General features: G+C 68.1%; 16 protein-coding genes and 1 pseudogene. 10 read left to right on the top strand and 7 right to left on the bottom strand.

The features are described from left to right. Nucleotides 1-21 precede the first annotated feature (21 nt). From ACO2Q0_RS20105 to ACO2Q0_RS20085, 5 genes are all read right to left on the bottom strand, one after another. The gene (locus ACO2Q0_RS20105; RefSeq protein ID WP_423353295.1) at nt 22-2,400 is read right to left on the bottom strand and encodes a glycoside hydrolase family 99-like domain-containing protein; all 2,379 of its coding nucleotides are present in this window, start codon (nt 2,398-2,400) and stop codon (nt 22-24) included. Then, nucleotides 2,397-5,333 carry a glycosyltransferase gene (locus tag ACO2Q0_RS20100; RefSeq protein ID WP_423353294.1) on the bottom strand — a complete coding sequence of 979 codons (2,937 nt, stop codon included), beginning with the start codon at nt 5,331-5,333 and terminating at the stop codon, nt 2,397-2,399. The genes ACO2Q0_RS20105 and ACO2Q0_RS20100 overlap by 4 nt, the downstream gene beginning before the upstream one ends. A 59-nt stretch (nt 5,334-5,392) precedes the next feature. Beyond that, entirely contained in the window at nt 5,393-6,364 is a 972-nt protein-coding gene (gene fcl / locus ACO2Q0_RS20095) for a GDP-L-fucose synthase (RefSeq protein ID WP_423353293.1), read from the bottom strand. Next, the gene (gene gmd, locus ACO2Q0_RS20090; protein ID WP_423353292.1) at nt 6,361-7,437 is read right to left on the bottom strand and encodes a GDP-mannose 4,6-dehydratase; all 1,077 of its coding nucleotides are present in this window, start codon (nt 7,435-7,437) and stop codon (nt 6,361-6,363) included. Before gmd ends, fcl begins: the two co-directional genes overlap by 4 nt. Before the next feature lie 102 nt (nt 7,438-7,539). Next, entirely contained in the window at nt 7,540-8,865 is a 1,326-nt protein-coding gene (locus ACO2Q0_RS20085) for a glycosyltransferase family 2 protein (protein ID WP_423353291.1), read from the bottom strand. Nucleotides 8,866-9,017: 152 nt separating this feature from the next. Here ACO2Q0_RS20085 and rfbC point away from each other — a divergent pair. The 9 genes and pseudogenes from rfbC to ACO2Q0_RS20040 all read left to right on the top strand — a co-directional run bounded on the left by rfbC (nt 9,018) and on the right by ACO2Q0_RS20040 (nt 18,668). Next, a pseudogene (gene rfbC / locus ACO2Q0_RS20080) lies at nt 9,018-9,571 on the top strand (dTDP-4-dehydrorhamnose 3,5-epimerase). A gap of 135 nt (nt 9,572-9,706) precedes the next feature. Further along, a complete protein-coding gene (gene rfbB, locus ACO2Q0_RS20075) occupies nt 9,707-10,756 on the top strand; it encodes a dTDP-glucose 4,6-dehydratase (protein ID WP_423353290.1) in 1,050 nt (349 codons plus the stop codon). Further along, nucleotides 10,753-11,643, top strand: coding sequence for a glucose-1-phosphate thymidylyltransferase RfbA (gene rfbA / locus ACO2Q0_RS20070; protein WP_423353289.1), 891 nt, complete (start codon nt 10,753-10,755; stop codon nt 11,641-11,643). Before rfbB ends, rfbA begins: the two co-directional genes overlap by 4 nt. Before the next feature lie 390 nt (nt 11,644-12,033). Next, the gene (locus tag ACO2Q0_RS20065; protein ID WP_423353288.1) at nt 12,034-13,212 is read left to right on the top strand and encodes a glycosyltransferase family protein; all 1,179 of its coding nucleotides are present in this window, start codon (nt 12,034-12,036) and stop codon (nt 13,210-13,212) included. Nucleotides 13,213-13,290: 78 nt separating this feature from the next. After that, nucleotides 13,291-14,910, top strand: coding sequence for a glycosyltransferase 61 family protein (locus ACO2Q0_RS20060; protein ID WP_423353287.1), 1,620 nt, complete (start codon nt 13,291-13,293; stop codon nt 14,908-14,910). A 78-nt stretch (nt 14,911-14,988) separates the two neighbouring features. After that, nucleotides 14,989-16,170, top strand: coding sequence for a DegT/DnrJ/EryC1/StrS family aminotransferase (locus tag ACO2Q0_RS20055; RefSeq protein WP_423353286.1), 1,182 nt, complete (start codon nt 14,989-14,991; stop codon nt 16,168-16,170). 31 nt (nt 16,171-16,201) lie between these two features. Further along, nucleotides 16,202-17,239, top strand: a complete 1,038-nt coding sequence (locus ACO2Q0_RS20050; protein WP_423353285.1) for a hypothetical protein — start codon at nt 16,202-16,204, stop codon at nt 17,237-17,239. Then, nucleotides 17,236-18,132 (top strand): hypothetical protein, encoded by an 897-nt coding sequence (locus ACO2Q0_RS20045; protein ID WP_423353284.1) that lies wholly within the window; start codon nt 17,236-17,238, stop codon nt 18,130-18,132. The genes ACO2Q0_RS20050 and ACO2Q0_RS20045 overlap by 4 nt, the downstream gene beginning before the upstream one ends. Next, nucleotides 18,132-18,668 (top strand): GNAT family N-acetyltransferase, encoded by a 537-nt coding sequence (locus ACO2Q0_RS20040; RefSeq protein WP_423353283.1) that lies wholly within the window; start codon nt 18,132-18,134, stop codon nt 18,666-18,668. Before ACO2Q0_RS20045 ends, ACO2Q0_RS20040 begins: the two co-directional genes overlap by 1 nt. Here the strand turns inward: ACO2Q0_RS20040 and ACO2Q0_RS20035 are convergent. Together ACO2Q0_RS20035 and ACO2Q0_RS20030 are read right to left on the bottom strand one after the other, a co-directional pair. Continuing rightward, nucleotides 18,644-19,378 carry a methyltransferase domain-containing protein gene (locus ACO2Q0_RS20035; RefSeq protein ID WP_423353282.1) on the bottom strand — a complete coding sequence of 245 codons (735 nt, stop codon included), beginning with the start codon at nt 19,376-19,378 and terminating at the stop codon, nt 18,644-18,646. The two genes, ACO2Q0_RS20040 and ACO2Q0_RS20035, sit on opposite strands and share 25 nt — an antisense overlap. After that, nucleotides 19,375-20,178, bottom strand: a complete 804-nt coding sequence (locus tag ACO2Q0_RS20030; protein WP_423353281.1) for a phytanoyl-CoA dioxygenase family protein — start codon at nt 20,176-20,178, stop codon at nt 19,375-19,377. Before ACO2Q0_RS20030 ends, ACO2Q0_RS20035 begins: the two co-directional genes overlap by 4 nt. A gap of 186 nt (nt 20,179-20,364) precedes the next feature. Here ACO2Q0_RS20030 and ACO2Q0_RS20025 point away from each other — a divergent pair, with 186 nt between their 5' ends. Then, the gene (locus tag ACO2Q0_RS20025) at nt 20,365-20,607 is read left to right on the top strand and encodes a hypothetical protein (RefSeq protein WP_423353280.1); all 243 of its coding nucleotides are present in this window, start codon (nt 20,365-20,367) and stop codon (nt 20,605-20,607) included. Nucleotides 20,608-20,633: the final 26 nt, after the last annotated feature.

Here is a 20,633-nt window from a genome sequence, read left to right as displayed (position 1 = left end):
GAGGTCCTCCTCGGGAGGTGACTAGCTGCGCGGCCGCGGCAGCCGCGAAACGCTTTCCACAAACGCTCGCTCGGTGTCTATGGTCGGCGCTCGCGCGAAGTCGAGAAGGCCCTGGAGCAGGGCCGTCCGCGTGACCTCCAGCCAAGCCCGGCCGTAGGTATCGTCCGGCTCGAGATAGGCGCCCTCCGCCCACTCGTTCCAGGCGTTCACGAAGATCAGCGGAGCCTTCTCGGTGCGCCTGGCCAGGGCGTCCCGCACGAGGTGGCGGAGCCAGTACCCGTAGGCCTTGGCGGACTCGTTGATCAGCACGTGGGCGGCGCGTTTTCGCCTGGGCGTGTTGTCCCACCTGGGGAACAGCCCGCGATACCAGGTGTAGTCGGGTTGCGGAGCCGCGATGCTGTCCGCCGCCACGGCGATATAGTCCTCGAGATAGCCGGTGAACTGGGGATCAACCTGTATCCCGTGCTCGGGAGCCACCTCCAGCAGGTGTCTGGGGTGTACGAGCCGGCGCCCCACGTGCGGCGGCGAGAACTCGACGGCGGCGTCCATCCCGTAGGGACGCGGATCTCCGATGCCGAAGGACTGGCTCGCCACGATGTGCAGGCGGTCGATGCCATGTTCCTTGGCGATCCGGCGCCAGGTCGCGACGGCCTCGTGAGGATCGGGAAGATCCGAGGCCTTGTAGATCATCAGGAGAGGAGCCCCGTTCACCCGGATGTATCGCGGGTCCTTCAGGATGGGCATCACGTCCAGGATGAATTTCTCGGCGAAGCCCTCTCCGTAGCTCTGAGGCATCAAGACTTCGGCGTCGGAACCGTCCCAGCGGCGGCTCCACGGCTCATTCGCCCAGCAGATGCAGAAGGGGAAATCGGGCCCGGACGCGAGCCACAGGTCGAGCGGCGTCTCCAGAAGGCGGTCGCCATCGAACCAGTAGTAATAGAAGCAGAAGCCTCCGACCCCATATTCCTGAGCTAGCTTGGCCTGCCGGTGCAGGGTCTCGGCCACCCGCAAGTCATAGAACCCGAGCTCGGTCGGAAGCCGCGGCTGATCGTGCAGCTGGAAGTTTCGAGGTGCCCGGACTACGTTGGTCCACTCGGTGAAGCCCTTGCCCCACCACTCGTCGTTCTCCGGGATAGGGTGGAACTGGGGCAGATAAAACGCTACGAGCTGGACCGGGAGTTCGGTCGGAGCAGGTTGGGCCGCGGTGCCCTGCTTGGTGCCGTCCCGTCCGCCGCTGTGCTTCAGCGCGGCGGCATAGAGCTGTTCGACCGTTTGGGCGGCCTGCGACCAGGTCAGGTTCGCCAGCGCGAATTCGCGGCCGGCGGCTCCGATCCTGCGCGCGAGGGCGGGATCGGCCAGAATGAGCTCGATCTTAGCCGCGATGTCGTAGGCGTCGCTGCTCCCCAGCTTGATCACCTCCTTGCCGTCCGCAAGGACCTTGCCGATGTTGCTGTCGGGCAGCACCACGGGGACGCCGGTCGCGAGGTATTCCGGCAGTTTCGACGGGAAGCGGTAGTCGTTGAACAGGTCGGGGCGACCCGGCTGAACCAGGAGATCCGCCGCTCCGACGACGCCAGGCAATTCGGCGCGCGGCAGGAATCCGAGCCGGATGATGCCGAGCTCCGTCTGCGCCTCGTCGGACAGCCCGAGGTCGGCGTAATCCCAGCCGGTGCGGGCGAGGCGCACCTTGTGGCCTCGGCGCCGAACCAGCGCGATCGCAGCGTACAGGCTCCGGATGTCGGCGACGATCGAAGCATGGACATTGCCCGAATAGACGAGGAGGAACTCGTCGGCCCCGATGCCCAGAGACGCCCGAACCTCTGAGCGGCGCTCGCGGCTGGCGAGGAACTCTTCTTCGAACCCTGGCCAGAAGACCGTGTTCGGCGCCTCCGCCGGGGCAAATTCCAGGAGGCAGTCGATGAGGCAGGTATAGCCCGCCGCGTTCTCGACGAACTCCCGATATCCTACCGGGTTGGATCGGTGGTCGATGCCGATGATCGCCGCGCTGGCGTAGGCGGGCATGTTGCGCAGCTCGGCATAATCGAAGCCCGCCACCTCGTCAGCGACGATCTGCTCTTCGTTGTCCTCCATGTGGACGACGTAGGGGATGTCGTACCGAGCGCTGAGGGTCCTCGCGACGCGCGCCACATGGTCCCGCGGCGTGAAGGCGTGGATGATGTCCGGCCGCTCGATGGTCACGGCCTCCGGGCCGGTCGCCAGCGCATCGGCAAAGGTGTAGACGGTGAGGTCGCCAAAGCCGGCCTCTTCCGCCGTCTCCGCCCGATCCGGCACCAGGACGGTGGTCGTGTGGCCGAGCTTCTTCAGCTGACGGCAAAGTGCGCCGACGTGATAGGCGCTGTTGCCCGTGAAATTGCAGTGCGAAACGAACAGAATGTTCATACGGAAAGCTTGGTGGCCCGCTCGGTGTCGTACATGGGAAGCGCGTAGGGATCCGGGAGGCTGAAGACGGCCGCGTGCTTCTGAGCAAGAAGGATCTGATCCACGGCGGGTAAGGCGGAACTGTTCGCGGCAACGACCGCCACGCATCCGGCGATATTCACGTTGCGGAGGCCAAGGCCCTGGGCGCGGATCGAGATGTCGACGAGCGCGCTCACCGGCGATCCCAGATCGCGGTCAAGGGGGCCGATCTCACGCAGGCGGTCCAGGCGAACCCCGAGTATTGGCCCGAGGACGGCGCGGACCTCCCGGTCGCACGCCAGCGACCCGGCGTGACCGTCGGCCCGGATATGGAAGCCCTTCATCGCGGCATGGAGGCCGGACTCGGAGGTCATGCCGCCGGCCTGCACCACCAAGCCCTCGCGAGTCGAAGAATGGAGCGCGGCGCAGGCGACGTCCTCGCGGGACAGGTGCATCTCCAGATAGCGAACGAACTGCGGGGAACTGGGCCGGGCCGACGCGTCCCAATAGACGAGCGTCTGTTCGGTGGTGCGCGCCACTATCTCTTCGAGTTCGGAGATGGCCGCCTGTCCGCTGCCGTGCAGAACTTTCAGACGGGCGGCCGTCCCTGACCGTTTGAGCAGCGTCCGGCTCCTGGCGAGTGTGGCCTCGTCCGGCTGGCCGCCCATGACGATCAGAACAGGCGGCGCGGCGTTGGTGTCGACCTTCGGGACGATGCGCAGGCGGTGGGGCAGGCGCTCGTGCGGGTGCGCTTCGCCGGGGAACCCGGTCCGGGCGAAGTGCCCGTTGACCGCCGCAGCCTGCAGCGGCTCGATCACCCCCTTCGCGGACGCGTCATGTGCAATGCTGCCGGGCGTCCGCCGCCAGTAGTAGATTATCTCGGGCAGGTGAGCGATGCGGCTGGTGTGCTCGGACACGCGGAGCATGAACTCGAAGTCCTGCACGCGGTCGAATTTGCTGTCGAACCCGCCCACCCGCAGGGCCAGTTCGCGCCGCACGATCAGGAGGTGGCCGACGTACATCACGCCGTAGAGGAAGGTGGGGGACCAGTCGGGCTTGTGGAACTCGCCGTCCCAGCCGCCGGCGTCGGTGATGTAGGCCTGGTCGGAGTAGGCGGCGTCGGCCTCTTCATCGAGGAGCTTGCCGACGAGGAGCTCGAGCGCCTCGGGTTTCAGAACATCGTCGTGGTCGAGCATCGCCACGAACTCACCCGTCGCGGCGTTGAGCGCGGTGTTCGTCGCAGCGGAAATCCCGCCGTTCTTCTTGTTGCGGATGACCTTCAGCCGCGGGTCTCGGCGGGCTTCGCCTTCGCAGAACCGGAAGGTGTCCATCTTGGGAGAGCCGTCATCGACGATGACCAGCTCCCACGCAGGATAGGTCTGAGCTCGAACGCTCTCGATCGCGCGGGCAAGGTGCGGCTGGGGACTTGAGTAGACGGGAAGCAATACCGAAACGAGCGGCTGGTGACCCGGCCGGGGCCGCGACTTGCTCGGATCTTGCGCGGACGACCTCCGGGTTTTGACGCGGCCCTTCCACGCGGCCGCCGAGATGGTCTTCGACCGGGGCGCCATCCGCGACTGCACATAGTCCACGAGAGGATCCACCCCAGCCATGGCGCGGGTGCTCTGCGCGCGCAGGGCCTCGCCGTCGAAGAGCGGGTGCGGATGCCGCCGTTCGCTTGGTTGGGCCCGGAGGTAGTGGAGCAAGCCGCCTCTGACCGCCTCCGCCGGGTTCGGACTGTGCCAGGCGTAGTGTTCGGGGTCGAACATCGGATGCGGCCGGCGCATCTCCCGGTGCCCTGCGGCGGCGTAGTGCCGGTGCGGTGGTACGCCGGAAGCCGCGACGTCGGGATACCAGGCGAGGTACAGCGTCGGGTTGAACAGCGGATGCGCCGAGTGGCGCATGGCGTCGCCCACGGCAAGGAAGTGCAGGTAAGGGTGAACCGCGCCCGTAGTCTTCGCGGCGGCCACATACCAGTGAAGATCGAACAGAGGGTGGGGGCTCTTGTGGTCCCGCCAGCCTTTCGAAAGGTAATGTTCGAGGTGGCTCTCGTTGCCTGGCGCGCCGCCGATCTGGTGCTCGTACCAGCTCACATCGAAGAGCGGGTTTGGGCTCGCTCCGAGACGCCAGCCGATGTTGATGTAGTGGAGGGCCGCGTCGAGGCTGGCCGCAGCTGGCTGCTGGCGAAGGTACCAGTGCCGGTCAAAAGCCGGGCTGATGGGAGTTCCCGACCGCCATCCGTCCTGGACGTAGTGCGCCGCGACGCCGAATTCGTAGGTGGCGGCGGCAGGCGCCTGGAGGACGTAGGCGTCGGGCGAAAAAAGGGGATGGGTCGGAAGCCCATCCCGCCAGCCGACCGTGATGAAATGGCGGGCGAAATCCGCCCCATCGCTCGAGGCCAGATGCGGCCGCGCCGCGCGATAGGGCCCCGGGACGAAGAGCGGAGAGAAGGCGACCTTTTCCAGGCCGGTGTCCATCAGGAACTGAATCGGCTCGGCGTCCTGCAGTGTCGGGTGCTGCTGGCGCAGCCATGGCACCGAGAGCATCGGGTGAGGGCTCAGGCCCGCCCGCCAGCCTTCCGTCAGGTAGTGCGTGAAGGGACAGTCGCCGACAGGCCCCAGCTCCGCGGCCTGCCAGACATAGAACTCGGGGTGGAACAGCGGGTGAGGCGAATACTTGCGCTTTGCACCGGCGAGCCGGAAGTGCGCGAGCGCGTCCACTGACGTATCAAGCTTGGCCTGGCTGCGGTACCATGCTGGATCGAACAGCCTGCTTACGATGTCAGTGTCCACACGGATATTCCAGTCGCATGGATCACCCTGATCCAACAGACCCGGAAGGTCACGGCGATGAGCGCGCAGCGCTCGTCTGAATCCGTCACCCTCCAGAGTCCCCCCCCCCGTTCTGCCTAGCATTCACCGACGCGTCTAGACCGGAGTTCCGGCCACGCCACGCGCCATATTGTCGTTGCTCTTCAGAGCGGCTTCATGGGGGCGGACGGCGCGGCGTCGGCCGTGGCCAGGAAGCTCTGGTAGGCGTCGGCGATACCCTCGCGCAGACCGATGCGCGGGCGCCAACCCATCGCCGCGAGCCGCGCGCCGTCCATCAGCTTGCGCGGCGTCCCGTCGGGCTTCGAGGTGTCGCACACGATCTCGCCCCGGAACCCCACCACCTCGCAGACGAGATGCGCCAGGTCGATGATCGGGATGTCCTCGCCCGAGCCCACGTTGACGTGTTCGAAGTCGGAGTAGGTCTTCAGCAGGAAGACCAGAGCGTCGGCGCAATCGTCGGCGTGCAGGAATTCGCGGCGGGGCGAACCGGTGCCCCAGATGGTGAGCGTGGCGTCGCCCCGCACCTTGGCTTCATGCGCCTTGCGGATCAGCGCCGGCAGCACATGGCTGGAGTTCAGGTCAAAGTTGTCGCCGGGCCCGTAGAGGTTCGTCGGCATGGCGCTGATGAAGTCGCGCCCGTGCTGTTTGCGGTAGGCCTGGGCGAGCTTGATGCCGGCGATCTTGGCCACGGCGTACCACTCGTTTGTCGGCTCCAGCGGTCCGGTCAGCAGCGCGTCCTCGGGGATCGGCTGCGGCGCGAGCTTCGGATAGATGCACGACGATCCAAGGAAGAGCAGCTTCTCGACGCCGACCTGGAAGGCGGCATGGATGATGTTCGCCTCGATCATGAGGTTTTCGTACAGGAAGTCGGCCGGGTAGGTGTCGTTGGCCAGGATGCCGCCCACCTTCGCAGCCGCCAGCACCACGGCATCCGGCCGGTTCGCCTCCATCCACGCCTCGACATCGGCTTGCCGGATGAGGTCGAGTTCCGCGCGCCCAGCGGTCAGCACCTCGCAACCTTCGGCGGCCAGCCGTCGCACGACCGCCGAGCCGACCATGCCGCGGTGGCCTGCGACCCAGACGCGCTTTCCCGCCAGCTCGTACGCCGTCGTCATGGGTGCTTCGCGATGGGTTCGCTGAGCATGGTTTTCAGGTCCTCGCGGACCATCTCGCGGGCGAGCTCACGGGCGCTGGTCTCATGCGTCCAGCCGAGCTTCTCCTTCGCCTTGGTGGCGTCGCCGATCAGCAGGTCGACTTCGGTCGGCCGGAAATAGCGCGGGTCGATCTCCACCAGGCACGCGCCGGTCCTCGCATCGTACCCCTTCTCGTCGACGCCCTCGCCTTCCCAGCGCAGCGGAACGCCGGCGTCCTCGAAGGCCCATTCCACGAACTGGCGCACGGTCGTGGTGACGCCGGTGGCCAGCACATAGTCGTCGCCCTGCTCCTGCTGCAGCATCAGCCACATGCCACGGACGTACTCGCGGGCATGGCCCCAGTCGCGCCGGGCGTCGAGGTTGCCGAGGAAGAGCTTGTCCTGCCGCTTGTGGGCGATGGCCGCCGCCGCCCGGGTGATCTTGCGGGTGACGAAGGTTTCGCCGCGGATCGGGCTCTCGTGGTTGAACAGGATGCCGTTGCTGGCATGCATGCCGTAGGCCTCGCGGTAGTTCACCACAATCCAGTAGCCATAGAGCTTGGCGACGCCGTAGGGGCTGCGCGGGTAGAAGGGCGTCGTCTCCTTCTGCGGAACCTCCTGGACCAGGCCGTACAGCTCGGATGTCGAGGCCTGGTAGAAGCGGGTTTTCTTCTCCAGCCCCAGGATGCGGATCGCCTCCAGCAGCCTGAGCGTGCCGATGGCGTCGGCGTTGGCCGTATACTCGGGGGTCTCGAAGCTCACCTGCACGTGGCTCTGGGCGGCCAGGTTGTAGATTTCGTCCGGCTGGGTCTCCTGGACGATGCGGATCAGGTTCGTCGCATCCGTCAGGTCGCCATAGTGCAGGACCAGCCGCGGATCGGCCTCGTGCGGGTCCTGGTACAGGTGCTCGATGCGGCCGGTGTTGAACGACGACGACCGCCGCTTCACCCCATGGACCACGTAGCCCTTCTCCAGCAGCAGCTGGGCGAGATACGCCCCGTCCTGCCCCGTCACGCCCGTGATCAGCGCGACCTTGCGGCCCGACGTATCGACCAATGTTCACTCCCAGAACGCAGTTGCACCCGGCGGACACGGCGCCCGCGTCGGCTTGATACACTGGCGAATGCATCGACGCGACAGGGCTGTCGTAACGATGCTCTACAGCTGACGTTCGGCGGTGGCGGGGCCCGGCGGCAGAGCGATCGGCATCACTGCCACCTCCGGCCCATAGAAGCGAAGCTCCGGCGAATCGCCGTCGGTCAGCGGCTGGTAGAACCGCAGCTCGAACCCGTAGGCACCGTCGCCGACGCGGCTTTCGACCAGTTCGGGCCGGACCTGGTTCGCCACGGCGTGGCCGATGACCCGGCCTCTCGACTCGGCTTCCACCCGAACCCGCTGTTCCGGCGCGTCGGGTATCCACGCCCAGCCGGCCACCGAGGTGGCGGAGATCTGGTCGACCCAGCATTGTGCGCGCGAACCGGCCTCGTGGGCTTCGGAACCGGCTTGACCCTCGCCCGCCATCTCTGCCGTGGGGTCTGAACGCCGTCCCTCGATCCAGGTGCGGGCAATGTCCAGGTGCGCGCGGAACTCCTCGGTGAGCGTGTCGGTGCGGCCGGCGGCCAACTGTTCATGCAGCTGAGGGAGACCTCTGCGCAGGAGGTCGATCTCTCCATATCCTTCGCCGAACCGCTGATAGAGCGCGTCCAGGCGAGGAACGCCCTGAGCCGCTGCCGTCGGATCCACCACCCCGCGCGCAACGGCGCCTCTCAAGCATATCTCCCATTCGAACAACCCAGCCGAAAATGTCGGCGAGCCTTGCAGCGAGGACATCTGTCCATGGTGCTGCCGGAAGGCGGCGAGGGTGGCTGGCAGCGCCACCGTGATTGAGCGCTCGGAGGCGTTCATCTGGAGCGCGACGTCGATGAGGTGCCGGATCGGGAACCCGGCATAGTTGTCGAGGCAGGAGGCGTCGGGGAAGGCCGAACGACGCAGCATCATGGCCGTGGGCTCTCCAAGGACGTTCTGGAGATTGGTCACTAGGTGCCGGGCGATAACTCCCCGCCCGAACTCGGCCACATCGCCCCCGATAAACCCGGGGGGGCTACGCAGGCGGCGCCCCCAGGTGTCGATGATGTCGCGACGACAGACGGCGAGGGCGCATGCCGGCCTGGCCTGCAAAGCTGCCGCTAGCTCGCTGACGGCGGTGGGGTAGAGCAGGTCGTCGTCGTAGAGATACTTGAGGAGGTCGTGAGAGGCCTGCTCCCACACATGGACGCTGTTCGCTACCAAGCCGAGGCGAGGGCCTCGGATGAGGCGGATACGCGGATCTCGAAACCGCCCTACCAGCTCGGAGACGGAGTGGTCTGGACTGTCATCCGAAACAAGCAGTTCGAAATTCGTGTGCGTCTGGGTAAGAGCGCTGCAGATCGCCTGGGGCAGGAAGGCGGTTCGATACGCAGGGATGGCGATCGTTACAGCGACCATCTGTGAGGCCTTTTCCTAATAACGCGGAAGACACTAGGAGATCAGATACGTCGCGCGGCGCGGCGGAGCGCCGCTTCGATCTACATCTGTGGATCGCTTCTTTCCAAGTCGGATCGCGCCTCTTCTGAACCCGGTTGCCTCTCACAGACGACATGACCGCGATCACGCCGCTAGCCCTGCGCGACGTCCTGCTTATCACGCCCAAGCGCTTCGGCGATGCCCGCGGATGGTTCTCGGAAACCTGGAGCCGCAAGGCGATGTCCGCGGCCGGCGTCGACACCGAGTTCGTGCAGGACAACCAGGCGCTCAACACGAAGAAGGGCACCCTGCGCGGCCTGCACTTCCAGAAGGCGCCCACGCCCAGGGCAAGCTGGTGCGGGTGCTTCAGGGCGCGATCTTCGACGTGGCGGTCGATATCCGCCCAGGCTCGCCCACCTACGGCCAGTGGGCCGGCGCGACCCTGACGGCGGAGAAGGGCGAGCAGCTCTGGGTGCCGCGCGGCTTCGCCCACGGCTACGTCACGCTCGTGGACGACACCATGCTCTTCTACAAGGTGGACGGCCTCTATGCGCCGGAGACCGAGGGCGGCCTCATCTGGAACGATCCGGACCTCGGCATCGCCTGGCCGCTCGATGGCGAGCCCGTGCTTTCCGAGAAGGACCAGATCCTGCCGCGCCTGAAGGACCTCGGAGACATCCGCTTCTAGCCTATTTCGACCGAAGACCGCGCGCACCCTGCAGGGTTGAGCGGCCGGCGTTTCGCTGTAAGTACGGCCGACGAGGGGTGAACTCGGTTCTACTCGCGGCGGGGGCGCCGCAAAGCGAACGACCAGAAAGGCCGCATGAAGATCCTGATCACCGGCGGAGCCGGCTTCATCGGGTCGGCGGTGATCCGCCGGGCTATCCACGACGGCCACGAGGTGGTGAACCTCGATGCGCTGACCTATTCCGCCAACCTGGAGAACGTCGCCTCGGTCGAGGGCCACCCGGGTTACGCGTTCGAGCAGGCCGACATCTGCGACCGCGCCCGCCTCGAGGCGATCTTCGCCGGGCACAGGCCCGACGCGGTGATGCACCTGGCCGCTGAAAGCCATGTGGACCGCTCGGTCGAAGGGCCGATCGACTTCGTGCAGACGAACGTCATGGGCACCGCAGTGCTGCTGGAGGTCGCCCGCGCCTATTGGGCCAAGCTGGAGGAGCCCGCGAAGTCGGCGTTCCGCTTCCACCACGTCTCGACCGACGAGGTGTTCGGGGCGCTGGGCGAGGACGGCGAGTTCACCGAAGAGACGCCCTACGATCCCACCTCCCCCTATTCGGCGTCCAAGGCCGCCGCCGACCATCTGGTGCGCGCCTGGGGCCGGACCTACGGCCTGCCCGTGGTGATCACCAACTGCTCGAACAACTACGGCCCCTACCAATTCCCGGAGAAGCTGATCCCGACGGTGATCACGCGGGCGCTGGAGGGCAAGTCGATCCCGGTCTACGGCGACGGCCGGCAGGTGCGGGACTGGCTGCACGTGGACGACCACGCCGACGCCCTGCTGACGGTGCTGAAGACAGGCCGGCTGCACGAGACCTATGCGATCGGCGGCGACGCCGACCACCGCAACATCGAGGTCGTGCGGATGATCTGCGCGGAGCTGGACAAGGTCGCCCCCGGCAACACCGCCCACGCCGAGAAGATCGAGTTCGTCACCGATCGGCCGGCGCACGACTTCCGCTACGCCATCGACGCCTCGAAGGTCGAGCGCGAGCTCGGCTGGAGGCCGAAGGTGACCCTGGACCAGGGCCTGGCCGAGACGGTGCGCTGGTACGTCGAGAACTACGACTGGGTCGAGCGCATCCGTGAGCGCGGCTTCCATTCCGAGCGGCTGGGGCTGGTCAAGGCGTGAGGCGCGGCATCATCCTGGCGGGGGGCGCTGGCACGCGCCTGCATCCGCTGACCTTGGCGGTCTCCAAGCAGCTGCTGCCGGTCTACGACAAGCCGATGATCTACTATCCGCTGTCGGTCCTGATGCTGGCCGGCGTGCGCGAGATCCTGATCATCACCACGCCCGAGGACCAGCCGGCCTTCAAGCGGCTGCTGGGCGACGGGAGCCAGTTCGGCGTGCGGTTCGAATACGTGGTGCAGCCGACGCCGGGCGGTCTGGCCGAGGCCTATCTGCTGGGCGAGGACTTCGTCGGCGGCGAGCCCAGCGTGATGATCCTGGGCGACAACATCTTCTTCGGCCAGCACTTCGGCCAGATGCTGAAGCGCGCCGGCGAGCGCAGCGAAGGCGCGACGGTCTTCGGCTATCCGGTGCACGACCCGGAGCGATACGGCGTCGTCGAGCTCACCTCGGACGGCCGGGCCCTCTCCATCGAGGAGAAGCCGGCGAAGCCCAAGTCCAACTACGCCGTGACCGGCCTCTACTTCTACGACGGCCGCGCCAGCGAGATCGCCAAGACCCTGACCCGTTCGGCCCGCGGCGAGCTGGAGATCACCGCCCTCAACCAGGTCTACCTCGAAGAGGGCAAGCTGCACGTCGAACTGCTGGGCCGTGGCTTCGCCTGGGAGGACGCAGGCACCCACGACAGCCTGATCCAGGCCGGCGAGCTGATCCGCACCTTCGAGCAGCGCCAGGGCCTGCGCATCGGCTGTCTCGAGGAGATCGCCTATCAGCAGGGCTGGATCGGCCGCGACGAGCTGATCAAGGTCGCCGACCTCCAGGCCAAGAGCGAATACGGCCGGTACCTGCGCGAGCTCGCCGAGAAGCCTCCCGGCGAACCCGCCGAGTAGGCGTCAGGCCAATCCGACGCCGGAGCCGTGCGCTGTGCCGCTTGGCTAAGCAGTCTCACTTGAGGCGATCTGCCGCTCAGCGGTAGTCCTTGGCGAGCCACGTACGGAGCAGCCTTGTCCGAACCGCCGAGCCATAACCGCATTGGCCTCTTATCGGCCGACTGTGGTCTGTTGCGCGCGGCGCCTCTGACTGCTCGCTCTGTGCGCTACATTGGGGAGCGCTATGAGGCTTTCGCGCCGCATTACGGCCTGCGCAACCCGCGCGCGCGCGTGGAGAGGGGCGTCCCAGCGGCGGACGGAGAGTTCGTCGACCTGATCGTCTCGGACTCCAATGCTGACCTTGACGAAATATTGGAGGCAAGCTTCCGCTTGGCGGCGGACGGAGTCCTCGTGGCGCGTGTCGAAGGTGACTTCGAGCGGAGCCGAGCCGCGCTTGAGGACGCGGGGCTCGCCTTGGCGAAGGCTCGGCCGGACGATTCCGGCGAGGTGCTCGTGCTCGCGCGGCGGGGGGGGCTGCGATCGCCCCGTCTGCATGTCGAACTCTGGGCGTTCGCTCCGGCGCTCATGGACATCCGGACCCGCCTTCCGACCGAGCAACTCGACACCGAGCCGTGCGTGACCGCGCGCTGGCATCTGCGGCCCTTCGAACTGCCGGACCTGCCGCCCGATACGCCCAAGATCGTGGTGTCCCAGCGGCCGGGCCGCTACCCCGAGCCGTACCTGCGGCAATGGCTGGCCGAGACCTTGGCCAAGGGTTGGCTGCCGGTGCTGGAGACGGACGACCATCCTGGTGTGATGGCCCGCGTGCAGGCGCGCGAGCCCGACGCGCTCGACTGGCTGCAAGTCCGCGCCATGGCGGCGGTCCAGACGTCGACGCCGCGGCTCGCCGAGGCCCTGGCGGAGCACAATCCGGAGGTGCGGGTCTTCCCCAACGCCGTTTTCGAGCTTCCGCCGTTTCCCACGCGGGAGCGACCGCGGCGGGTGTTCTATGGCGCCGTCTCGCGCGGGCCGCTGGCGGTGGAGGTCGCCCGGTCGCTGGGACCGGTGGTCCGTCAGTTCCCGGACGTTGAGTTCCTCGTCGTCGGCGACCGCGCCGTCTTCGACGCGCTGCCGACGAGACGGAAGCGATACGAGGACATCGTACCGTACGACCGCTACTTGGCGGTGATGCGCGCCTGCAGCGTGACCCTGTCGCCGTTGGCGGGGAACGCCTACGAGGACACCAAAAGCGACGCCAAGTTCCTGGACGCCGCGCAGAGCGGCACGCTGATGATCGCCTCGCCGACGGTCTATTCTGACGTCATTCGCCACGGCGAGAACGGTCTGATCGCGCAACGGACCCAGGACTGGCCCAGACTGCTCGCCGATGCGCTCGGAAACGACGCGAAGCGCCGCGAGATGACGCTATGTGCGTGGTCTGAGGTGCGCGAACGGCGGATGTTCGCGGATCAGATCGCCGCGCGCCGCGACTGGTATCTCGACCTGTGGGATCGGCGCGAGGCGCTGGAACGGGCGCTGTGCGAGCGTCTCCCGGGGCTCGCGGACGCCATCGCCCATCACAGGCGCTGAGCGCCGTTACTTCGGCGTCTCGATCTGGGCCTGAAGGCTGCAGTTGCGGAATTCCGCGACGCACCGGCAGATGTCGCCATGAGCGAGCTCTCCGCGCCGCCTGACCAGGCCCAGATGGTCCGCGAACTCCTGGCCGCCCTGATCAATCAGGGGCGCATCGCCGATGCGTCGGAGCTGTTCGAGTCCCTGAAAGGCGCCCTGCCTGACGACCCGCAGCTCAAGGTCTACGAAAGCTACGTGCATCTGAGGCTCGGCCGGAACGAGGAGGCGATCCAGTGCGTGTCGCAGGCGCTGGCGCTGGGCTCGGGCGACCCGCTGACGCTGCTGGTGCTGGGCTCCGCCTCGCTGAACCTCGGCGCCCACGCCGACGCGGCTCAGGCGCTGCTGGCGGCGCATCGGGCCTCGCCCCAGCATCTGGAGGCCGCCTGCCTGTTGCTGGAGGCGGCGGTGGCCGCCTACGGCTTCGAAGAGGCCCAGGCGATCTACGAAGAGGCGGCGGCCCGGCTGCCGGGGTCCGCGGCCGCGACGACCTGGGCGAGGCTGCTGTTCGACGCCGGCCGCTTCGGCGAGATGCCGGATGGCTTCGTCGCCAAGCCGGTGGGCACGGTCTCCGCGTGGCTGAAGGGTCGGGGCGCGGCGCCGGCCTGGGTCGGCGAGCGGGAGATCATCCCCTCGCGGACGCCGCCGGTATTCGGCGAGCCCAAGCCGACGGACGAGGTCGTGCAGGTTCCCGGCTACGTGCCCTATGCGGCCACCGTCCCCGACGCGACCATCTTCTCGAAGTCCACCGTGATCGTGACGCCGGACGTGAACCTGCTGAGCGACACCATGGCGGACGAGCGCTTCGGTCGCTTCCTGGCGTTCAACCACGACCGGCGGGTGGTCCGGAACGCCGAGCGCGCGCTCTACGACACGCGCGCCGCAGGTCTCATGGAGCTCGACGCGGCGGTCATGCTTTCGGGCTGGACCACGGACTATTACGGCCATTGGGTTCCCGAGTATCTGTGCCGGCTGAGCTACCTCGAACACCATCCGAGGTTCGCCGACCTGCCGATCGTGGTCGACGCGGGCATGCCGGTGCAGCATCTGGAATACCTGCGCCTGCTGGTCCCGAACCCGGTGGTGGAGCTGCCGCGCGATCACGCCTTGCGCTGTCGCGAACTGCTGGTCGGGGGGCCGTCGACGTTCTTCCCGACCCATGTGGTCCCGGATCACCAGGTGCCGAACGACTATATGGGCGGCCTGCCGGTGGGCGGCTTCCGCTATCTGCAGGAGCGCGTCGCGGCGAAGCTGCCGCCCACGGGAAGGAGCGGCCGCAAGCTCTACCTGGGCCGCAAGTCCCGCAACTGGCGGCGGGTGGTCAACGAAGACGAGATCGCCGCCGCGCTGGCCGCCGAGGGCTTCGAGATCCTCTATCCGGAGACGATGAGCTTCGAGGACCAGGTGCGGATGTACCAGGAGGCCTCCGTCGTGGTCGCACCGGGCGGGTCCGCCGTGCTCAACGCTGTCTTCGCGCGGACGGACTTCCGGTTCGTGATCCTGTCGCAGCGCAACCTGTTCAACTGGGCCACCTACTACGGCCTGATGCGCGAGCTGGGATACGAGATGACCATGCTCTGCGGCGAGCAGGGGAACGACGAGAAGCATTCCGACTTCGAGATCCCGATCTCGCAGGTGCTGCAGGCCGTCAGGGGCTGACGCAGGGCTCTGCGACATGCTGCCCGGCCCGGGGCGGTTGCATTGACAAGGTTCGCGACGCAGCCGCTAGTCCGTGCGATGGAGGCCAGGCGTTCGCGCGCGCTCATCGCTTTGCCGCCGTACCTCGACGAGGTCACGGCGCCGGCCAGCCCTCACCTCCATACGCCCAAAGCCATCCCTGTCGCCCGCCCGCGCCTGCCGCCGCTGTCGGCGCTCGCGCCGTACATCCAGCGCATCGACGAGGCGCGCTGGTATTCGAACTGGGGCCCGCTCTGCCAGGAGCTGGAAACCCGCCTGGCGGCCCGCTTCGGGCTGGAGCCTGAGGGCGTCACCACCATTTCCAACGCCACCGTCGGCCTCAGCCTGGCGCTGCAGGCGGCCGGCGCCGAGCCCGGCCGTTTCTGCCTCGTGCCGAGCTGGACATTCTCGGCCTCGGTCCACGCCGCGGTGGACGCAGGCCTCGTCCCCCTGTTCGCCGACGTCGACGACACGGGGACCCTGACGCCGGAGATCGCCCGCGAGGCCCTGGCGTCGCATCCGGAGGCCTTCGGCGCCGTCATGCCGGTTTCGGTCTGCGGCCAGCCGATCGATCCCGAGCCGTGGGACCGCTTCTATCGCGAGACCGGCGTGCCCGTGGTCCTGGACGCCGCGCCCGGCTTCGACACGGTTCGGCCGGTCGCGGGCCTCGCCGCCGTCAGCCTGCACGCGACGAAGGTGCTGGGGGTCGGCGAGGGCGGCTTTGTCATGTCGCGGGATCCCGACTTGATCGCGGCCGTGAAGCTGAAGGCCAACTTCGGCTTCCTGGGCAGCCGCGAGGCGCGGATCACCGCCACCAACGGCAAGCTCAGCGAGTACGCCGCCGCCATCGGCCTTGCCGGCCTCGACGAGTGGGAGGAGCGCCGCGCCGCCTTCATGCTTGTCGCCCGCCGGTATCGAGAGGCCCTGGCGAAGGTGCCCGGCATCTCCCTGCCCCAAGGCTGGGGCGAGCGTTGGATTTCGACCACCTGCGTCGCGCGGCTGGAGGATGCGGCGTCGACCATGCCGGTGCTGGACGCCGTGCATGCGGCCGGCGCCGAGACCCGGGCTTGGTGGGGCCATGGCATGCACACCCACCGCGCCTTCGCCGACTATCCGCGCCTGCCGCTGCCGAACACAGAGCGCCTGGCCGGCACGGTTCTGGGTCTGCCGTTCTCTATCGACCTTTCGGCGGCCGAGGTCGAGACCGTGTGCGGGGCCATCGCCGGGGTGCTCGGCCGATGAGGCCCGCGCCCATCCGCACCTGAGGCGGCCCGTGCCAGCCTCGCGGCGCGCGACGTCCGGCGCGGACGACACCGACCCCATCGGCGGCTTCTTCGGCCTCGAGACGCCAGGGCGTGCAGGCTCGCGGGCCGACTTCGGTCCCGGCCACCGGCTGGATTTCTGGAACGCCCGGGCCGCGCTGGCCCACCTCTTCGCCGTGGAGGGCGTGAGGCGGGTCTGGCTGCCGGCGTACATTTGCCGGGCGGCGGCCGAGGCGGCGGACCGCGACGGGCGCGAGGTGCGATTCTATGCCGTCGGCGATGCGCTGACCCCCGAAGGCGCCGATGTGGCGGCCCAGCTTCGCAGGGGCGATGCGGTGCTGGGCGTCGACTATTTCGGGGCCCCGCGAGGCGCCCTGCCGGAACTGGCCGCGCGCTTCCCGGACGTGGTCTGGGTGCAGGATCGCGCCCAGGCGCTGTGGCCCGAACCCGCGCCCTGGGGGCGTCACGTGCTCTACAGCCCACGGAAGATGGTCGGTGTGGCGGACGGCGGCGTGCTGGTTTCCGGCGAGCGCCTGGCGCCTCCGCTGTGGGCGCCAGACGAGGATCTCAGCCGCCTGGAGCCCGCGCGGATGCGGGCGGCCGATCCGACGGGCGCGCGCAGGGACGTCTGGTTCCCCGCCTACCGCGCGACCGAGGCGGCGATGGATGTCGCCCCCCGGCCGATGAGCGAGGTGTCGCACCGCATCCTGGATGCGCTCGACCGGCCCGCCATCGCCGAGGCGCGCCGGCGGAACGCCGAATGCCTGCTGGAGCAGGTGGGCGAACACGCGCTCTTCGACGCGACGCGTCTCCTGGCGGGCGCGCCGTTGGGCGTGCCGGTGCTGACGGACGACGCCGGCGCCGTGGCCGCGCGCATGGCTGAGCGGCGGGTCTTCTGCGCCCGGCACTGGGCCGACCTTCCGTCGCCCGCGGCCGAGTTCACCGCCGAGCATGCTCTGTCGCGGCGGCTGCTGACGCTGCCTTGCGACCATCGCTATGACGCCGCGGACATGGCCCGCGTCGCCGACACCTTCCTGGCCTGCCGATGAGCCATCCGTACGCCAGCGCCGCCTACGCCCGCGTCTTCGAGGACGTGGCGGAGCCGTTGTGGGTCGAGGCCTGGGGCGCTCACGTGCTGGCGCGGGACATCCCCGGCGGCGGCCGTGATGCGCTGGGCATCTATCCGTTGGCGCCCTTCCGGCCGGATGCAGACCTGAAGGGCGGCCTGGACTGGCTGAGGGGCCAGGGCCTGGTGTCGATCGGCCTGGTGCCCGATCCGTCCGCGTCGCCGCCGCTGGCGCAGATGCAGGCGGCGTTCGGCCTGTGCATGCCGTTCAAGACCCACATGCTGGTCGACCATCGGCGGCCGGTGGAGTTCACCAAGCACCATCGCGGCAAGATCAGGCGCGCGCACGAGAAGGTGCGGACCGAGGTCGTGCCGCTGGCCGAGCACATCGACGACTGGTGCGGTCTCTATGGCAATCTCATCGACCGGCACGACATCCACGGCCTGAGCGCGTTCTCGCGCGCCGCCTTCGAGCGCCTGGCGCAGGTGGAGGGCCTGACGGCGGTCGCCGCCTTCGCCGAAGGCGAGATCGTGTCGATGCACCTGTGGGTGTCGGACCCGGAGACCAAGGTCGGCTACAGCCTGCTGGCTGCGACCAGCGCCGACGGCTACCGGCGCTCGGCCGCCTATGCGGTGAACGACGCATCGCTGCGGCTGCTGTCCGACCTGGACCTCGTGAACCTGGGCGGCGGCGCCGGCCTTCAGGCCGACGAGGACGGCCTGACCTATTTCAAGCGTGGCTTCTCCAACGACGAGACCACCGCCTATTTCTGCGCCGCCATCCTGGATTCGGCGCGCTACGCCGAACTGAGCGGCGGACGGACGACCTGCACGACGCCGTTCCCGGCCTACCGTTTCCCGCCGGCGGACGAGTGATGGCGGAGCCCCCGCTCCAGGTGCGTCTGCGCCCGCTGCGCGCCGAGGACCTGCCGCGGCTGCACGCCTGGTACCAGACGCCCGAACTGTGGGATCACCTGGTCCGCGACTTCACGCCCCGCACCGAGGCCGAGGCGCTGCCCTACATGACCCGCTGGCTCGCGCCGTCCGAGGACGAGCTCCGCCTCGGCATCGAGGTGGAGGACGCGCAGCCCGCGCGGCTGGTGGGCGTCGCCTTCTTCTCGCCTCTGCGGCGGACGGAGGGCTGGGCCGAGCTGCACACCATGATCGGCGATGCGGCCGAGCGTGGCCGCGGCGTCGGGCGCCTGGCCGTGGCGTTACTTGTGGCGCGGGGCTTCGCGCTTGGACTGGACCGCATCGAACTGCGTGTCCTGGAGACCAATGCGGCCGCGCGGCGGGTCTACGAGAGATGCGGCTTCAGGGAGATCGGACGAGATGCTCAGGCGACGAAGCAGGGCCGCGCCGTCGAGGTGCTGGTGATGGAGGCGGTTCAGCCGGCCTCGGCCACGACGTAGATGCTGGCGCAGAACGTCGGGTGCTCGAAGCCCAGCTGGTAGCAGCCTTCCATGAAGGCCTCGCTGACGAGCGGACCGCCCATCAGCTCGTTGAGCTGGAAGTTGGCCAGCGGCTTGAAGAAGATGCCGCCCGTCTGGGCGATCTTCATGCCGGCTTCGAGCGTGTCGCGGCACAGCGTGTCGAGGCGATACACCCGGCGATGGCCGGCGGCGACATCGTCGGGGCTGAGGGCTTCGAGGTGGCTGAGCGCCCCCATCTTCACGGCGATCCGTCGAGACGCTGCTTCGGCGTTCGGGACCACCAGGAACAGCCGGCCCGTGGGCGTCAGCAGCGAGCGCAGCTTGCGGATGGCGACGACGGGATCCTCCACATGCTCCAGCACGTGGGCGAACAGGATGGTCTCGTAGCGCTCGTCCGTTTCGTAGTCCTCGATGAGGCATTCCACGAAGCGGGCGCGATCGCCCACCCGGGCGCGGGTGCTGGCGATGAACTCGGGCGCGCCCTCGACGACGGTCACCTCGCCGAAGCGATCCAGAAGCAGGCTGGTCTGGTCGCCGTGCGCGCAGCCGACCTGCAAGCAACGGCCGTCGCGGAAGTGCGGCTCGAAAGCCCGCATCATGTAGTCGCGCATCTTGGCGTCGAAGGGGGCGTACGCCTCGCCGTAGGACGCCACCACGGCGCTCAGCCGCTCCTGTTCGCTGACGCTCACTTCTGGTCCGCCTTGAAGGTCCAGCGCTCGGGCGGCTGGTAGTATTCGTCGAGGCTGCCGGCGACGCGGGCGTGATAGCCGAAGAGCTGCTGAGCCATCGGGGACAGCTCGGCCTGCGGCGTCGGGATGTAGCGCTGGTAGTCGATCTGGGGCTTCAGCCACGGCCGGCCGAGGCAGAGGGTCAACGCGCGGCGGCGGGCGTTGCCGCGGTTCTCGCCGGCCGCGTGGACGGTCTGGCTGTCGAACAGGACGATGTCGCCTGCCTTGCCCGTGACGCGCTCGGCCAGCCGCAGGAACATGTCGGTGGGCGGGATCTGCTCGACCAGCTGCGAGCCGCTGAGCATCAGGGTGCCGCCGGTCTCGGGAGAGAAGTCGTCCAGCATGATCAGCATGTTCAGCGACATGCGGACGTCGCGCGTGAACTGGCGCACGTCGCGGTGCGGGCGGGCGACATAGGCGCTCGAGCCCGGCGGGTTCAGCGACGCGCCGAAATTGAGCAGGATGAACTTGCCGCCGAAGAACCGCTCGACCCAGTCGTAGAGCGGGAAGTCGTCGATCAGCCGGTCGAGGCTCGTGTCGTAGCCGACCAGATGGTGGGCGGTGCCCTCCATGTTGGCCGCGACGCCGTTGCGGGCCTGCACGTCGCGGCAGCGGTCGTAGAGGACATCCAGATCGGCGCGCAGCGCCTCGAGATCGCGATCGGCGAGCGCTCTGGGGAACAACGCCCAGCCGCGGGTCGCCATGAGGAAGTCGAATTCTTCGGGCGTCAGGCTCGGATCCTGGGCGATGTCGGTGCGCATCGCCTCCAAGGCATAGGGTAATTCGCGCCTGGCGCCATCGGCTTTCCGCGGCGGAGGGGCGCGGCTCGGCGTCGCTGTCCGGCCCCGTAATGACCGTAAGCCGACAGAGATCACGCCCGCGTGAGGAACCAAAAGATAAGTCTCGTCGTTACGGTTCAGCTTCCAACCTTAAGAAGGGGCTGCCCCATGAAACTCCGCACTGTCGCCTTCGCGGCCATCGCCGCTCTGTCGCTCGCCGCCTGCAGCAGCAAGCAAGACCAAGCCGCCGAACAGAAGGCCGATGCTCTCGAGCAACAAGCCGCCTCCACGCCGAACGAGTCGCAGGAAAAGGCCCTCAACGCTCAGGCGGACGCGGTCGAGCAGCAAGCCGGCAACGCCGATGGCGGCGCGACCACGGCGAACACGCCCGACACCAGCCCGTCCAAGTAAGACGGCCGAAATTGCTGACGCGGGTG

Source organism: Phenylobacterium sp. VNQ135, from assembly GCF_049445735.1.
GTDB lineage: Bacteria > Pseudomonadota > Alphaproteobacteria > Caulobacterales > Caulobacteraceae > Phenylobacterium.
This window is presented reverse-complemented; position numbering and strand designations above follow the sequence as displayed.

Excerpts from the sequence above, each read along its gene's own strand:
- ACO2Q0_RS20105 (WP_423353295.1), bottom strand. The coding sequence starts at position 2,400 with ATGAACATTCTGTTCGTTTCGCACTGCAATTTCACGGGCAACAGCGCC.
- ACO2Q0_RS20100 (WP_423353294.1), bottom strand. The coding sequence starts at position 5,333 with ATGCTAGGCAGAACGGGGGGGGGGACTCTGGAGGGTGACGGATTCAGA.
- fcl (WP_423353293.1), bottom strand. The coding sequence starts at position 6,364 with ATGACGACGGCGTACGAGCTGGCGGGAAAGCGCGTCTGGGTCGCAGGC.
- ACO2Q0_RS20085 (WP_423353291.1), bottom strand. The coding sequence starts at position 8,865 with ATGGTCGCTGTAACGATCGCCATCCCTGCGTATCGAACCGCCTTCCTG.
- rfbB (WP_423353290.1), top strand. The coding sequence starts at position 9,707 with ATGAAGATCCTGATCACCGGCGGAGCCGGCTTCATCGGGTCGGCGGTG.
- ACO2Q0_RS20060 (WP_423353287.1), top strand. The coding sequence starts at position 13,291 with ATGAGCGAGCTCTCCGCGCCGCCTGACCAGGCCCAGATGGTCCGCGAA.
- ACO2Q0_RS20055 (WP_423353286.1), top strand. The coding sequence starts at position 14,989 with ATGGAGGCCAGGCGTTCGCGCGCGCTCATCGCTTTGCCGCCGTACCTC.
- ACO2Q0_RS20045 (WP_423353284.1), top strand. The coding sequence starts at position 17,236 with ATGAGCCATCCGTACGCCAGCGCCGCCTACGCCCGCGTCTTCGAGGAC.
- ACO2Q0_RS20040 (WP_423353283.1), top strand. The coding sequence starts at position 18,132 with ATGGCGGAGCCCCCGCTCCAGGTGCGTCTGCGCCCGCTGCGCGCCGAG.
- ACO2Q0_RS20030 (WP_423353281.1), bottom strand. The coding sequence starts at position 20,178 with ATGCGCACCGACATCGCCCAGGATCCGAGCCTGACGCCCGAAGAATTC.
- ACO2Q0_RS20025 (WP_423353280.1), top strand. The coding sequence starts at position 20,365 with ATGAAACTCCGCACTGTCGCCTTCGCGGCCATCGCCGCTCTGTCGCTC.